A 13,956-nucleotide genomic window follows, 5' to 3' on the forward strand; every position below is an offset into this window, starting at 1 on the left:
TTTCCTATGGTCAACTTACGTCCCGTACTGTTTGTTATCGGGCTGGTTTTATCCAAACTGGCCCTGTTTATGTACGTGCCGACTTTGGTCGCTTTCTTTACCGGTACGGGGGGATTCCTCGATTTCGCCCAAGCCGTTGTGATCACGCACCTTGCCGCCTTCATCTGCCTAACGATAGGTCGAACCGCCAAGTTCAAACTCAGCGTACGCGATATGTTCCTCATCACCAGTTTGGTTTGGACCATCGCGAGTGCGTTTGCCGCCTTGCCATTTGTGTTTATCAACCACATCAGCTTCACCGACGCCTACTTCGAAACGATGTCGGGTATCACCACGACGGGCTCAACGGTGCTCAGTGGCCTAGACAACATGGCGCCGAGCATATTGCTGTGGCGCTCTATTTTACAATGGCTTGGTGGCATTGGTTTTATCGTGATGGCGGTAGCAGTGTTACCTATGCTGAATGTCGGTGGTATGAAGCTATTCCAAACCGAATCATCAGATTGGTCGGATAAAAGTAGTCCAAGAGCGAAAACGGTCGCCAAAAACATCGTAGCGGTTTATTTAATGCTAACGGGCTTATGTATTTTGGGCTACTTGGTCACTGGCATGAACCTGTTCGAAGCAATCAACCATGCCTTTACTACGCTATCGACGGGTGGATACTCTACATCTGATGGGTCAATGAACCACTTCTCTAATGGCGCACACTGGGTGGCCACTACCTTTATGTTCTTAGGTGGTTTGCCGTTTTTGCTCTTTATCGCCGCGTTACGTAAACGCCGTATTGATGTGTTGGTTAACGACGCTCAAGTTAGAGGATTTGCGTACCTGTTCGTATTCTCAAGCTTAGTGATTTCAGCTTGGTTAGTGATTCGAGATGGGTACACCATTTTGGATGCCCTGCGAGTGTCGATGTTTAATATTGTCTCTGTCGTCACCACAACTGGCTTTGGCTTAGAAGACTTCACCGCATGGGGCGCATTACCCACTACTCTTTTCGCATTCTTAATGATGGCGGGAGCATGCTCAGGATCAACGTCTGGCGGGATCAAAATCTTCCGCTTCCAAATTGCGATGACGCTGCTAAACAAACAAATGATGAAGTTGATTCACCCTTCAGGGGTGTTTGTACAGCGTTATAACCAGCGACCGGTGAATGATGATATTGTTCGCTCAGTGGTGGCATTTGGCTTGATGTTTTTTATCACCATTATCTTTATCGCGGGTTGTTTAAGTGCTCTTGGCCTCGACCCTGTGACCAGTATTTCTGGCTCAATCACCGCCGTTGCCAATGTTGGCCCTGGTATGGGCAGTGTGATTGGCCCGACAGGCAACTTCGCGCCTCTGCCCGATACTGCCAAATGGCTCTTAAGCTTTGGGATGTTAATGGGCCGCTTGGAAATTCTGACTATTCTTGTACTGTTCTTTCCTGCGTTTTGGCGCCGCTAAGCAGACTCTAATTAAAAGGTATAACAATGAAAACATGGATTACTCTGGCGACCCTACTTGCCGCCTCATCCACATACGCCGCCGAGGTCATCACTTTAGCCGATGGTCGAGAAGTGAAGTTGAACGATGACTTTACCTGGGAGTACGTCATGAAAAAACCGGCGCAGCAAGCGACGGAGACACAAACAACAGCAAGCGTAGTTGAAACAATCGCAGCTCCTGCGATTGCGACAATTCCTGTGGTAACGAAAACCGTTGGCACGACCGTGGTGGTAAACGCCAAAAAGCCAACCATGCAGCTATCAGATTCAGGTGTGGATGTATTGATTGGTTCAGCAAGCTATCAAAGCGGTGAGCTTATTTTGCCTACATCAATCACTAACCAAAGCTCTCAATCTGTCATTCAAGTGGAAGTTGAGGTGCAAGTGTTTGATATGTCTGGTCAGCAACTGGCAAAAGAAAACGTGACGGTTTGGCAATCCATCAAGCGCATTGCGGATACCTACCTGCGACCACAGCAAGCGGAACAAGGTAAGAGCATTAAATTGGCTGTACCGCAATCACAGCAATACCAGTTTTCTGCCAAAGTGCTAGAGGTAAAAACTCGCTAATACGTGTTTAATATTCTTTGTTGAGCCTATCGGCTAGATAGGCTCAACAAAGTAATAAATAGCAAAGAAATGGCACACGCAGCCAGCCAAAACAAAGCCGTGCCAAATCGCATGGTTAAAGGGAATGCGCTTCGCAACGTAGAAAATCACCCCCAGTGAATACACAATTCCACCAGCGGCAAGCAGTGTAAGTCCGCCGACATCCAAGTTAATAGCTAATTGATAAATCACAATCAACGATAACCATCCCATCACCAAGTACGTCATCAAAGAAAGCTTTTTAAATCGATAGACGAACGCAACTTTCATGATGATGCCGATCAACGCAATGCTCCAAATAACGATCATCAACCCAAATGCTAGAGGTGTTCTTAAGCTGACTAACAAGAAAGGGGTATAGCTGCCTGCTATCAAAAGATAAATAGCACAGTGGTCGAAGGTTTTTAGCCAACGTTTCGCTTTGGGATAAGGGATCGCATGATAGAGCGTCGAGGCCAAAAATAGCACGATAATACTCGCACCATAAATCGCCATACTGGTAAGCGTTAAAGTGTCAGCTTGATGGTCTATGGCTTTAACTAACAGCAGTATCAAGCCAACAATACCAAAAATCATCCCTATACCGTGGGTGATGGTATTGGCCAGTTCTTCACGTTGACTGTATTGAGGTTTCTGCAGTTCGGACATCAATGCGCCTATACTAGAGTTTGAAATTTGCTCTAGTATGGCACATTAGGCTTACACGTGTAAGCTTAAATTAAGACTCATGAACGGCAGTAGTTTGATCGAGATAATTGAGTACCAGTTCGCCAACTTGATCTGGCTTAGTCGTGGCAGGGATGGTCAGCTCTCGCTTGAGTTTGCCACTACCCAGTAAGCTCGCGAGCATGCCACCTTGCCCCTTGCGTGTGCGGTCAACTTCAAACCACAACTTGAGCTCTTGCTCACTGCGGTGGGCAACAAATTCTAATTCGCGCCACACGCCGTGGTAAGGTCCGTCGGTTGGCACCAGTTCAAACTCTTGCACAAATGGTAGATCGAATCCTTTCACTTCCTCGCATTCCACCTGGCGAATTCGTAAACCTTGCGCTTCAAATGCAGATAGTACCGCATCCATCAGTGGATCAGGTCGGACGGTGAGGATGTCTTTATCAGTCGGATCCAAAGCAGCAGCAACGTCTAAGCCAGTTTCTAACCATACTTTGGCATCACCAATGGTGACAGGCGTGTTCCAAGGCACATCGAGCTTAACATCGAAGGTACGCTCTTCGCCGGAATGGATGGTAAATGCGTAAGGGAGACTCCACTTAGCAAGCACATGAGTTTGAGGTACTCGGCGCATGCTGTGTCCTTCTCGCGCACCACGGTCATCAGGGGCTTCTGCGATGTAGCGGCAACAGAGTTTTAAATCAATGTTGTCGATCGCTTGTTCAGTCGCACCACCATATACATGGATCGACACATCCACACTTTGACCTGGGTATAGCACGTCTTGGTTTAAGATTGAGTCGACCTTCGCGCTCCCAATCCCAAAACTGGCAAGTGTCTTCTTCAAAAATGACATAGGCACCTCCTTCATCGAGATCTCATACTACTACTGCTGATCGTGGGATCAAACAAAAATTGCCTCGAACATCGCGACAAAATGACAAAATCTAAACAATTCAATTGCTCAACTATCGACCAATTATTACAAGGATGCTAATCTTACACTTGATATGCATGCATATCGGTATTCCTGACTCATTAACTGGATTGGCGAGAGCCAGAAGAGTGATTCTTCAATCTTGTTGGAGCCTAGCTCATAATGATTCAGGCCATTACATCGGCAATGGATATGCCTGACAGTTAGGTAAATTAATGCGCCCAACAACAGTCAGGTTCGCACACACTAATACTAGTGCAATGCGCCGCCGCAGTGGCTTTACTACTGCACCAAAGGCAAAGCAAGTTGCGCCAGCAATGACATTGGTTGAGAAGACAGCAATGATGTCGAGTGTTCCGGCCAAAGTTATCAAAGCAGCTTAATCAAAAGCGCGGCGCCAGCTGCGCTTTTTTCTTTGCACGCGACTCATAAAGCTTCAAAGACTTAGAACAAACTACAGTGAAAGAGATAGTTTTTCCTATTTGGTCTTCGCAAAGCAATTTGGTACCTTTACTGCTAATTACACCTATAAATTCTGTGGAGAAAGAAATGAAGTGTCATCGCATTGAAGAGCTGCTTGAGCTACTAGAGCCTGAATGGCATAAAGAGCAAGAGCTGAACCTATTGCAGTTCATCGTTAAGCTGGCAAAAGAAGCAGGCTATGAAGGAAAGCTAGAAGATCTGACCGACGATGTACTGATCTACCACCTTAAAATGCGTAATAGCAGCAAAGATGAAATGATCCCTGGACTCAAAAAAGACCAAGAGGACGATTTTAAAACGGCGATCCTACGCGCTCGTGGCATCATCAAATAACCAGCTCAACAGCCAGTATTCTTTAAGCGACTCTCTCTGTGAGTCGCTTTTTTATAACCAAAGTTTTTAGTCCCACAATTGGTTATAACTGTTCAGCCAATTATCAGGTTAACTGTACTGATTTTTGTTGTTAAACATTGACTGCGTTAAAGAAACGGAATTGTTATTGATTGTATAATCGCCGTTCATCAGTATTTACTAAAATAATTATGTTCGGTCATCTTTATGACGGAACGAGCAGCAATGTCATCGAGCGACATCAATAGAAATGACGCCGTACATTATAAAAGCCTAAGAAGGATGAGTGCATGAGTCAGGACAAGATCGATATCAAAGATGTGACTCCTAAAACCTATAATCCCAAAACCCACAAAGGAAACGGGGATCGGTTTAACCCAAGTAATCGCATCTATGTACGCGAAAGTAAAGGAACTTACCAGAAACTACGTCGTTACGGTGGTTGGTTCTTACTACTTCTCTTCGCTTTGATACCGTGGATTCCTTACGGTGAACGTCAAGCGATCTTGCTCGATATTGGCAACCAGCAGTTCAACTTTTTCGGTACCACCCTGTACCCACAAGATCTTACCCTACTCGCCTTGCTGTTTGTGATCGCGGCGTTTGGGTTGTTCTTTATTACCACCTTCTTAGGTCGGGTTTGGTGTGGCTATCTCTGCCCACAAACCGTCTGGACCTTCATGTATATCTGGTTTGAAGAGAAGCTCGAAGGTAGTGCCAATAAACGCCGTAAACAAGACTCCAATAAGCTGACGGCGAATTTAGCGATGCGTAAAACCGTCAAACATATAGCTTGGTTTGCCATTGCACTCGCCACTGGTTTTACTTTTGTTGGCTACTTCGTACCAATGAAGCAATTGGTTATCGACTTTTTCACCTTTAACGCCAACTTCTGGCCCGTCTTTTGGGTAATGTTCTTTGCCATTTGTACTTATGGTAATGCTGGTTGGATGCGTTCCATCATGTGTATTCACATGTGTCCTTACGCGCGCTTCCAATCTGCCATGTTTGATAAAGACACCTTCATCGTTGGCTACGATGCAAAACGTGGGGAAAAACGTGGCCCACGTCCGCGTAAAGCCGATCCAAAGCAGCTTGGTTTGGGTGATTGTATTGATTGTGATTTGTGTGTGCAGGTGTGCCCAACAGGTATCGATATTCGTGACGGCTTGCAGTATGAATGTATCAACTGTGGCGCCTGTATTGATGCGTGTGACAACACCATGGATCGCATGGGCTACGAGAAAGGCCTAATTAGTTACACCACCGAACATCGCTTATCGGGTAAGAGTACCAAAGTCATGCGTCCGAAGCTGCTAGGCTATGGTGCCGTACTACTCGTCATGGTCGGTCTTTTCTTTGCCCAAATTGCAGCGGTAGACCCAGCCGGCATGAGTGTTATTCGCGACCGTAACCAACTGTTCCGCGTTAATAGCTCGGGAGAAGTAGAAAACACCTACACCCTCAAAGTGATCAACAAAACTCAGCAAGTGCAAGAGTACTCGTTGGATGTTGAAGGGCTATCCGATGTAAGCTGGTATGGTAAGCAGACAATTCAGGTCCAGCCAGGTGAGGTATTAAACCTGCCAATGAGTCTTGGTGCCGATCCTGACAAGCTAAACTCTGCGATTACGACAATTCAGTTTATACTCACCGATAAGAGCAACGAATTCACTATTGAAGTAGAAAGCCGTTTTATTAAAAAACTATAGCGCTACTTCAGTGACTAACGGAAAAAGGCTCAGTAATGAGCCTTTTTGTTTATATGTCCCAAAGTATGTTTAACTTTGACGCCCTTACCCCAGACTTTATGTGGTACGCGTTAGAAAGCATCGGCGTTCGCGCAGAATCAGGCTTTCTTCCCCTCAATAGCTACGAAAACCGTGTTTATCAATTCACTGACGAAGAGCGTCGTCGTTATGTCGTCAAGTTTTACCGTCCTGAACGTTGGAGCAATGAACAGATCCAAGAGGAACACGACTTTACTTTAGAGCTGATTGGCAATGAGATCCCCGTCGCACCACCTGTGCGCATCAACGGTGAAACCCTGCATCACTATCAAGGCTATGCTTTTGCGCTGTTTGATAGCGTGGGTGGTCGCCAATACGAGGTTGACAATTTAGATCAGCTCGAAGGTGTAGGGCGTTTCCTTGGCCGAATCCATAAAGTCGGCAGCCGCCAAGCCTTCCAACATCGTCCTACTATTGGCTTACAAGAATACCTGTATCAACCAAGAGAGATTCTGCAAAACGCCAATATGATTCCAATGCACTTGGAGAACAGCTTCTTCAATGACTTGGATATGCTGATCAAATCAATTGAAAGCCACTGGCAAGAAGGTTTCAATATGATTCGTTTGCATGGCGATTGCCACCCAGGCAATATTTTGTGGCGAGATGGCCCTATGTTTGTTGATTTGGATGACGCTCGTAACGGCCCTGCAGTACAAGACTTATGGATGCTACTGAACGGTGAACGCCAAGACAAACTGATGCAGTTGGATATTGTTTTAGAGGCTTACCAAGAGTTTTGCGACTTTAATCCTGCAGAATTGAAACTAATCGAGCCACTTCGCGGTCTACGAATGGTGCACTATATGGCATGGCTAGCAAAACGTTGGCATGACCCTGCATTTCCTCTCGCTTTTCCATGGTTTAATGAGCCAAAATACTGGGAAGGTCAGGTCCTTGCATTTAAAGAGCAGATCGCCGCTTTAGAAGAAGCACCGCTGTCTTTAATGCCTCAATGGTAAGTCAGGCCAAAAATTCAAAAATGGAGATATTTCGATGAAAAAACTGTTCGCACTGTTTTCTATGCTGATGTTAAGCCTGTCGGCACATGCAGCGCAATTCAAAGAAGGTGAACATTACAAAGTATTGGATCTTGAGGCATCAAAAAAACCTCTTGTGACGGAGTTTTTCTCTTTCTACTGCCCGCACTGTAATAGCTTTGAACCGGTTATCCAGCAACTGAAAAAGCAGTTACCAGAAGGTACTAAGCTATTAAAAAACCACGTTTCTTTCATGGGTGGCAACATGGGCCCATCAATGAGCAAAGCCTACGCAACGATGGTTGCATTAAAAGTGGAAGACAAAATGGTGCCAGTGATGTTTAACCGCATCCACAATCTAAAGAAAGCACCACGTAATGATGAAGAACTTCGTCAAATCTTCCTTGATGAAGGTGTAGATGCGAAAAAATTCGATTCTGCATTCAAAGGCTTCGCGGTTGATTCAATGGTTCGCCGTATGGACAAGCAATTTGAAAACAGCGGTCTAACCGGCGTTCCTGCGGTTATCGTTAACAACAAATACCTAGTTCAAGCACAAAGCATCAAAACGATGGATGAGTACTTCTCTCTGGTGAACTACTTGCTGACACTAAAATAAGCACATCGATATCAATCAAAAGGGGAGCACGTCGCTCCCCTTTTGTTTACTTGTAAATCTCTTGTAGTAACCGATCTTTTTCTTGCCACACATCACTCAGCCATTGTTGAAATTGCCGCTTATAGGGCTTATCGTTGAAGTAATCACCAAGCACTCTTTCATCAACGGGTAACACATTTACACGCACAACCACCTTGCTCATGCGGCCCATCAATAAATCCTTGAACGGTTTATGCGTATTTTCTGGGTACGCCAACGTAACGTCGATAATGCTCTCGAACTGTTCCCCCATCGCCGCTAACGTGTACGCAATCCCGCCCGATTTTGGTTGCAGCAAATATTGATAGTTTGCTTTACTCTTACGCTGCTTTTCTTCGGTAAATCGGGTTCCTTCGACATAGTTAACCACTGTGGTTGGAGTGTGTTTGAATTTAGCGCACGAGCGACGTGTCGTTTCTAAATCTTGACCTCGCTTATGAGGATTGCGGATCAGATACTCTCGCGAATAGCGACGCATAAATGGCATGTCGAGCGCCCAACACGCCATCCCGATGAAAGGCACATACAGCAGTTGTTGCTTGAGGAAAAACTTCGGCATGGGAATACGGTCTTTAAACACGCAGCAAAGCACAACAATATCTGTCCAACTGAGATGATTACTGATCAGCAGATACCACCCGTCTTTTTTAAGCGCTTCACCGCCCTGAACATCCCACTCAACACGGTTAGATACCGCCAGAATGCACGCATTAACGGTAGCCCATAACCACATCACCTTATTGGCACAAACGGTCGCTATCGCTTTTAGCTTTACGCCAGGAAGCAATATTTTAAATACAGCGATAACACAAATTGCGAGTGAACAAACCGCAGAATTGAGAATCACAAAAGAAGCGTTAAAAAAAAATAACAAATATGCCAACATGATAGTCAAACAACAGTGATAATGTGTGAAGAATAAAACAGCGTGTAATTATACTGCGCCTTTGCCACATTGGAACATGCGTGGAAATGGTCAGATTTGTTACCGCAACCAATATGTGCACCACTCATTCGACAACAAGGAGATAACGAATGAAACCAAGGCTACTTCTCTTGCCTTTGGCCTTTGTCGTCAGTTCTGCTCAGGCTCAACTCGCTGAAACCGCAGGTTTTGGCGGTGAAATTTCGCTGAATGCCGGATTCATATCATCAGAATCCAATTTCAATACAGAAAATAGTAACACCATCGATTCTCTCGATAAGCGTGCCGATAGTGACAGTTCCGTTATCGCTGCACCGCTAGGGAGTGTGACATACACCTTTGGTAGCCGACTCAACCACCAAGTTTACGCCGGTACCACACGCTCAGATGTCGCGGTAGGTACACTCGCTTTTCAGTTGGGCTATCAACACGAGCTACAATCTGGCACCGTGCTCGATGTTTCCTATCTGCCGACGGTACTCAAAGGCGAAACTTGGCGCAACCCTTATCAAGTAGGAACCGCACGTAAAGAGACGGATGTTGACGGCAATGCGTATCGCTTTCAGATCAAAGGGTTGATTGATAAGAACTTCAACCTTGATCTTGCTTATGCTGATAAAGACATCGAGCAGGAGGCAGTGACAGACCGCTCACTTGCTCGCGATGCTAACCTTTACTATGTCAAAGGCGACTATCGCATTCCACTCAACCAAACATCTATGTTGCAACCCGCTTTCACCTACATCAATCAAGATGCCGACGGTAAGGCGGAGTCATTTGATTCGTACGGATTTGACATTAGCTGGTTTAAATTTATCAACCGTCATCGATTGGCCCTCACCGCGGGTTATGCATGGAAAGACTATCAAGCAGCTAGCCAAACTTTTGCTAAAACACGAAATGACGACACCATCAGCCTATTTGCGGCCTACGAATATCAAAACGTATTTGACTGGCAAGACTGGTCGTTCATTTCTTTAGCCGGCTATAGCCAAACTGACTCGAATATCACGTTTTATGAGGAGAAAGAGTACCTATTGTCGCTTGGTCTCAACTACACCTTCTAACGTCCTTCATCGCAACAAGGTGCTTACAACACTTGTTGCGATGACACTTTGCTGTCTATACCGCTTGCGCCGTAAGCTGTTTCAGCAAACGGTCCATCGCTCGATACCCAAGAGCCTCGGCCAAGTGCGTTCGTTCAATTTGCTCCGCCCCATCCAGATCGGCGATTGTTCGCGCCACTTTGATAATACGATGATATGCACGAATCGAGAGCCCTAAACGATGCAAAGCGGTTTCAAGAAACTCAGCATCACTCTTATGCAAGGGACAAAACGCCTCAATTTCTCGACTACCTAGCAGTGCATTGACCTTACCACTGCGGTTTAGCATATTGTTACGCGCATGGCTCACACGCGCTTTTACGATAGCAGTCGGCTCACCGCGATCACCACCTTCTGCTAATGTCCCTTTGGGCAAAGCTGGGATTTCTAAAGACATATCAAAGCGATCTAACAGTGGTCCAGATAATCGACCAAGGTAGCGCAAAATAGCTTGTGGATTGGTGCGCGCTTGATTGCCTTCGTAATATCCTGTCGGGCTTGGGTTCAAGGCTCCGACTAATTGGAAACGAGCCGGAAAGCGTGTTTTACCTTGCGCTCGAGAGATAATGATCTCTCCAGATTCGAGCGGTTCGCGTAACGAGTCCAGAACTTTACGATCAAATTCGGGCATTTCATCGAGAAACAATAACCCGTTGTGGGCTAAAGAGATCTCCCCTGGTCTGGGTACCGAACCACCGCCGACTAATGCCGCCATTGAACTTGAATGATGCGGAGAACGAAACGGACGCGACTTCCAGTTATGCTCATTAATTTCACTCTGAGTCAACGATGCCACCGAAGCGGTTTCCATTGCTTCTTCGTCACTCATTTCCGGTAATAAGTCACACAAACGCGAAGCCAACATCGTTTTTCCAGTACCTGGCGGGCCAAGGAAAAGTAAGTTGTGGTTTCCAGCGGCAGCAATCTCCAGTGCTCGCTTACCTTGTTGTTGGCCAATAATATCTTGTAAGTCTCGACCATGTTTTTCGATCGTTTTTCGCTTAGGCGTTTGAAAAAGATTCAGTCGATGTTGACCACAAAGCTCGGCACATACTTCCAGTAATGATTGGGCCGATTTATGTTGTTCCTTCCCCACCAGCGCCGCCTGATCGCCATTCACATGTGGGACGACCAAATGACGTTGAATCTTACTGGCTTCCAGCGCAGCAGGCAGCACACCTTTCACAGGTCTCAGACCACCAGATAACGCTAACTCACCAACAAATTCGTAGTTTTTGAGCTTATCTGTCGCGATTTGCTCCGAAGCGGCCAAAATTCCCAATGCAATAGGAAGATCAAAACGCCCTCCCTCCTTGGGTAGATCTGCCGGAGCCAAGTTCACGGTGATCCGCTTAGCAGGAAATTGAAAGTTAGAATTAATGATCGCACTGCGTACGCGATCTTTGGACTCTTTTACCGTTGTCTCTGGCAAGCCTACTAAGGTAAACCCTGGCATGCCGTTGCTGATATGAACTTCTACACTAACCGATGGCGCTTGCACCCCGACGCTTGCTCGACTATGAATGATTGCCAGCCCCATACGTTCCTCAATTTTTTTGAACACTCTGTAAACAAATGTTTTATCTAGTTGGTTATGTTATATACCGCGTCCCAATTGAGAGTTAATGTGAAAAAAGAATGACTTTTTGCTTGTCATGCAGCGGAATTGTGTGATACCACTAATGACGCAAACAATTTCGTAGAACATTACACAACATTTTTTAACGAAAAAAGAACGACAGACAGATGAACCTTTTCGCTCATATCAACGCACTGCTAGCCCTGATTATCGTGGTCATTATTGGCACCGCGCGGGGTATTGTGGGCGAAAGGTAACCACAAATTACAAAAAACCCCCGCACTGAAAAGTCCGGGGGTTTTTTTACAACTACAAGTTGTCATCTGTCTAACCCTCGGACAGTTTAACGGGAAGAATGGGAGTGCACATGAAGTGCAATAAATATGACAATCGCTACGAGCCACAACGTAGCAAAGGAGGTTTACGATGACTGGTGCACAACTTGTCGTAGCCGCTTTAAGACAGCAAGGCATCGAAACCGTTTTTGGCTACCCCGGCGGGGCCATCATGCCAATCTATGATGCTTTGTATGACGGTGGGGTGGAACACATCCTATGCCGTCACGAGCAAGGGGCCGCTATGGCAGCTATCGGGATGGCTCGTTCCACTCAAGACGTTGCTGTGTGCATGGCAACTTCTGGCCCAGGAGCCACTAACCTTGTTACCGGCCTTGCCGACGCTTTCCTTGACTCCGTACCTCTAGTTGCCATCACAGGCCAGGTTGCTAGCTCTCATATCGGTACCGATGCATTCCAAGAAATGGATGTGATCGGAATGTCCCTAGCCTGTACTAAGCACAGCTATCTCGTGACCGAAATTGAAGATCTAGCTCCGACACTTGCCGAAGCCTTTGAGGTCGCAAAAACCGGTCGTCCGGGTCCTGTCATTGTCGATATCGCCAAAGACGTTCAACTCGCTCAAGCACCTACAGACCTTCTTCCTCCATACATAGCACCAGCAATCGAAGATGTCAGCGCTGAAGATATCAAACGTGCGCAAGATGTGCTGGCAGCATCTACTCGCCCAGTGTTGTATGTTGGTGGTGGCGTGCAACTTGCGAAAGCAACCGATGCAGTACGCGAATTTCTTCGCTTAAACCCAATGCCTGCAGTTAGCACATTAAAAGGCCTCGGTACCATTGAACGCCATGATCCTCACTATCTTGGTATGTTGGGTATGCATGGCACCAAAGCCGCTAACCTAGTGGTTCAAGAAGCCGATCTATTGATTGTGGTTGGCGCGCGTTTTGATGACCGTGTGACGGGTAAGCTCGATACGTTTGCACCAAATGCGAAAGTGATTCACATCGACATTGATGCTGCGGAGATTCATAAACTGCGCCACGCCAACGCACCATTACGTGGCGACATCAACACCATTCTCCCTCAGCTAGAACTGACTCAAGATATCTCACCGTGGGTTCATCACAGTGAAAGTCTGCGCAGCGGCTTTAAGTGGCGTTACGACCACCCGGGCGAGTTAATCTACGCACCGCTATTGCTTAAACAGCTGTCTGACATGATGCCAGATAGCTCAATTGTCTCGACCGACGTCGGTCAGCACCAGATGTGGGCAGCGCAACATATCCAGCCACGCGAACCACAAAATTTCATCACTTCTGCTGGCCTTGGCACCATGGGCTTTGGCTTGCCAGCGGCGATGGGTGCTGCAGTCGCACGTCCTGATGATCAGTCTATCCTTATTACAGGTGACGGTTCATTTATGATGAACGTTCAGGAATTGGGCACGCTGAAGCGTCGTCAGATTCCAGTGAAGATTGTCCTTCTTAATAACCAACGTCTTGGCATGGTTCGCCAATGGCAGTCATTGTTCTTTGACGGTCGCCACAGTGAAACCATTCTTGATGACAACCCAGATTTCGTGATGTTAGCAAAAGCGTTCGATATCCCGGGCAAAACCATCACCAAGAAAGAAGAAGTCGAACCTGCTCTCAAAGAGATGCTAGCGAGTGAAACTTCTTACATGCTTCACGTTTTGATTGATGAAGAAGAAAACGTGTGGCCATTGGTGCCACCTGGCGCATCAAACAGTGATATGTTGGAAAATACATAGGAGACAATCGCATGGACAGATATTTACTCGACATCAAAGCCGATGACAAACCGGTACTGTTGGAGCGCGTTCTACGTGTGATTCGTCACCGAGGCTTCGTGATCAAACAAGTCGCTGCTACGCAAAACCACGAAAGCAAAGTAGCCAGCGTCGAGATCATCGTCGACAGCGATCGACCAATCTCGTTTTTGATCAATCAAATAGAGAAGTTGTGGGACGTTCGTAAGGTTGAGGTGCTAAAAATCCGCAACGATGAACTGCCAAATCACAACTTACAACAACACGTAAGTGCATAAGGAAGGC

At 46.4% G+C, this 13,956-nt stretch carries 14 protein-coding genes; 10 read left to right on the top strand and 4 right to left on the bottom strand.

Annotated features, from left to right (window positions below):
- Nucleotides 1-6 precede the first annotated feature (6 nt).
- On the top strand, nucleotides 7-1,452 hold the full coding sequence (locus tag R7Q41_RS20865; RefSeq protein ID WP_005386656.1) for a TrkH family potassium uptake protein: 1,446 nt from the start codon (nucleotides 7-9) through the stop codon (nucleotides 1,450-1,452).
- Between the two features lie 26 nt (nucleotides 1,453-1,478).
- Complete coding sequence (locus tag R7Q41_RS20870; protein ID WP_213971088.1) at nucleotides 1,479-2,063, top strand: DUF3157 family protein; 585 nt, start codon at nucleotides 1,479-1,481, stop codon at nucleotides 2,061-2,063.
- A 33-nt stretch (nucleotides 2,064-2,096) separates the two neighbouring features.
- Here R7Q41_RS20870 and trhA read toward each other — a convergent pair whose 3' ends face one another.
- Complete coding sequence (gene trhA, locus R7Q41_RS20875) at nucleotides 2,097-2,750, bottom strand: PAQR family membrane homeostasis protein TrhA (protein WP_005386658.1); 654 nt, start codon at nucleotides 2,748-2,750, stop codon at nucleotides 2,097-2,099.
- A 70-nt stretch (nucleotides 2,751-2,820) separates the two neighbouring features.
- Complete coding sequence (locus R7Q41_RS20880; protein WP_005379045.1) at nucleotides 2,821-3,627, bottom strand: sporulation protein; 807 nt, start codon at nucleotides 3,625-3,627, stop codon at nucleotides 2,821-2,823.
- 296 nt (nucleotides 3,628-3,923) lie between these two features.
- Here R7Q41_RS20880 and R7Q41_RS20885 point away from each other — a divergent pair, with 296 nt between their 5' ends.
- The 5 genes from R7Q41_RS20885 (at nucleotide 3,924) to R7Q41_RS20905 (ending at nucleotide 7,931) form a co-directional block, all read left to right on the top strand.
- The gene (locus tag R7Q41_RS20885) at nucleotides 3,924-4,091 is read left to right on the top strand and encodes a hypothetical protein (RefSeq protein WP_005379043.1); all 168 of its coding nucleotides are present in this window, start codon (nucleotides 3,924-3,926) and stop codon (nucleotides 4,089-4,091) included.
- Nucleotides 4,092-4,257: 166 nt separating this feature from the next.
- Complete coding sequence (locus R7Q41_RS20890) at nucleotides 4,258-4,524, top strand: YihD family protein (protein ID WP_033906580.1); 267 nt, start codon at nucleotides 4,258-4,260, stop codon at nucleotides 4,522-4,524.
- A gap of 308 nt (nucleotides 4,525-4,832) precedes the next feature.
- Nucleotides 4,833-6,254 (top strand): cytochrome c oxidase accessory protein CcoG, encoded by a 1,422-nt coding sequence (gene ccoG, locus R7Q41_RS20895; RefSeq protein ID WP_033906581.1) that lies wholly within the window; start codon nucleotides 4,833-4,835, stop codon nucleotides 6,252-6,254.
- A 53-nt stretch (nucleotides 6,255-6,307) separates the two neighbouring features.
- The gene (locus R7Q41_RS20900; protein ID WP_005379037.1) at nucleotides 6,308-7,294 is read left to right on the top strand and encodes a serine/threonine protein kinase; all 987 of its coding nucleotides are present in this window, start codon (nucleotides 6,308-6,310) and stop codon (nucleotides 7,292-7,294) included.
- 34 nt (nucleotides 7,295-7,328) lie between these two features.
- The gene (locus R7Q41_RS20905) at nucleotides 7,329-7,931 is read left to right on the top strand and encodes a thiol:disulfide interchange protein DsbA/DsbL (protein WP_005379036.1); all 603 of its coding nucleotides are present in this window, start codon (nucleotides 7,329-7,331) and stop codon (nucleotides 7,929-7,931) included.
- Nucleotides 7,932-7,977: 46 nt separating this feature from the next.
- On the opposite strand, the gene R7Q41_RS20910 is transcribed toward R7Q41_RS20905, so the two are convergent.
- Nucleotides 7,978-8,856, bottom strand: a complete 879-nt coding sequence (locus R7Q41_RS20910; RefSeq protein WP_017821568.1) for an acyltransferase — start codon at nucleotides 8,854-8,856, stop codon at nucleotides 7,978-7,980.
- 149 nt (nucleotides 8,857-9,005) lie between these two features.
- Between R7Q41_RS20910 and R7Q41_RS20915 the strand changes: the two genes are divergently transcribed.
- The gene (locus tag R7Q41_RS20915; protein WP_104975718.1) at nucleotides 9,006-9,962 is read left to right on the top strand and encodes a DUF2860 domain-containing protein; all 957 of its coding nucleotides are present in this window, start codon (nucleotides 9,006-9,008) and stop codon (nucleotides 9,960-9,962) included.
- A 55-nt stretch (nucleotides 9,963-10,017) separates the two neighbouring features.
- Here the strand turns inward: R7Q41_RS20915 and R7Q41_RS20920 are convergent, their stop codons facing one another.
- Complete coding sequence (locus R7Q41_RS20920; RefSeq protein ID WP_005383862.1) at nucleotides 10,018-11,541, bottom strand: YifB family Mg chelatase-like AAA ATPase; 1,524 nt, start codon at nucleotides 11,539-11,541, stop codon at nucleotides 10,018-10,020.
- A 465-nt stretch (nucleotides 11,542-12,006) separates the two neighbouring features.
- On the opposite strand from R7Q41_RS20920, the gene ilvG reads away from it, so the two are divergent.
- Together ilvG and ilvM are read left to right on the top strand one after the other, a co-directional pair.
- A complete protein-coding gene (gene ilvG / locus R7Q41_RS20925; RefSeq protein ID WP_005378960.1) occupies nucleotides 12,007-13,653 on the top strand; it encodes an acetolactate synthase 2 catalytic subunit in 1,647 nt (548 codons plus the stop codon).
- 11 nt (nucleotides 13,654-13,664) lie between these two features.
- Nucleotides 13,665-13,949 carry an acetolactate synthase 2 small subunit gene (ilvM, locus tag R7Q41_RS20930; RefSeq protein ID WP_005378958.1) on the top strand — a complete coding sequence of 95 codons (285 nt, stop codon included), beginning with the start codon at nucleotides 13,665-13,667 and terminating at the stop codon, nucleotides 13,947-13,949.
- The last annotated feature ends 7 nt before the right edge of the window (nucleotides 13,950-13,956 follow it).

The organism is Vibrio sp. 2096 (assembly GCF_033339595.1).
GTDB lineage: Bacteria > Pseudomonadota > Gammaproteobacteria > Enterobacterales > Vibrionaceae > Vibrio > Vibrio alginolyticus.

Coding starts and splice junctions, on each gene's coding strand:
- R7Q41_RS20910 (WP_017821568.1), bottom strand. CDS start 8,856: ATGTTGGCATATTTGTTATTTTTTTTTAACGCTTCTTTTGTGATTCTC.
- trhA (WP_005386658.1), bottom strand. CDS start 2,750: ATGTCCGAACTGCAGAAACCTCAATACAGTCAACGTGAAGAACTGGCC.
- R7Q41_RS20885 (WP_005379043.1), top strand. CDS start 3,924: ATGCGCCCAACAACAGTCAGGTTCGCACACACTAATACTAGTGCAATG.
- ccoG (WP_033906581.1), top strand. CDS start 4,833: ATGAGTCAGGACAAGATCGATATCAAAGATGTGACTCCTAAAACCTAT.
- R7Q41_RS20880 (WP_005379045.1), bottom strand. CDS start 3,627: ATGTCATTTTTGAAGAAGACACTTGCCAGTTTTGGGATTGGGAGCGCG.
- R7Q41_RS20890 (WP_033906580.1), top strand. CDS start 4,258: ATGAAGTGTCATCGCATTGAAGAGCTGCTTGAGCTACTAGAGCCTGAA.
- R7Q41_RS20915 (WP_104975718.1), top strand. CDS start 9,006: ATGAAACCAAGGCTACTTCTCTTGCCTTTGGCCTTTGTCGTCAGTTCT.
- R7Q41_RS20920 (WP_005383862.1), bottom strand. CDS start 11,541: ATGGGGCTGGCAATCATTCATAGTCGAGCAAGCGTCGGGGTGCAAGCG.
- ilvM (WP_005378958.1), top strand. CDS start 13,665: ATGGACAGATATTTACTCGACATCAAAGCCGATGACAAACCGGTACTG.
- ilvG (WP_005378960.1), top strand. CDS start 12,007: ATGACTGGTGCACAACTTGTCGTAGCCGCTTTAAGACAGCAAGGCATC.
- R7Q41_RS20905 (WP_005379036.1), top strand. CDS start 7,329: ATGAAAAAACTGTTCGCACTGTTTTCTATGCTGATGTTAAGCCTGTCG.
- R7Q41_RS20870 (WP_213971088.1), top strand. CDS start 1,479: ATGAAAACATGGATTACTCTGGCGACCCTACTTGCCGCCTCATCCACA.
- R7Q41_RS20900 (WP_005379037.1), top strand. CDS start 6,308: ATGTCCCAAAGTATGTTTAACTTTGACGCCCTTACCCCAGACTTTATG.
- R7Q41_RS20865 (WP_005386656.1), top strand. CDS start 7: ATGGTCAACTTACGTCCCGTACTGTTTGTTATCGGGCTGGTTTTATCC.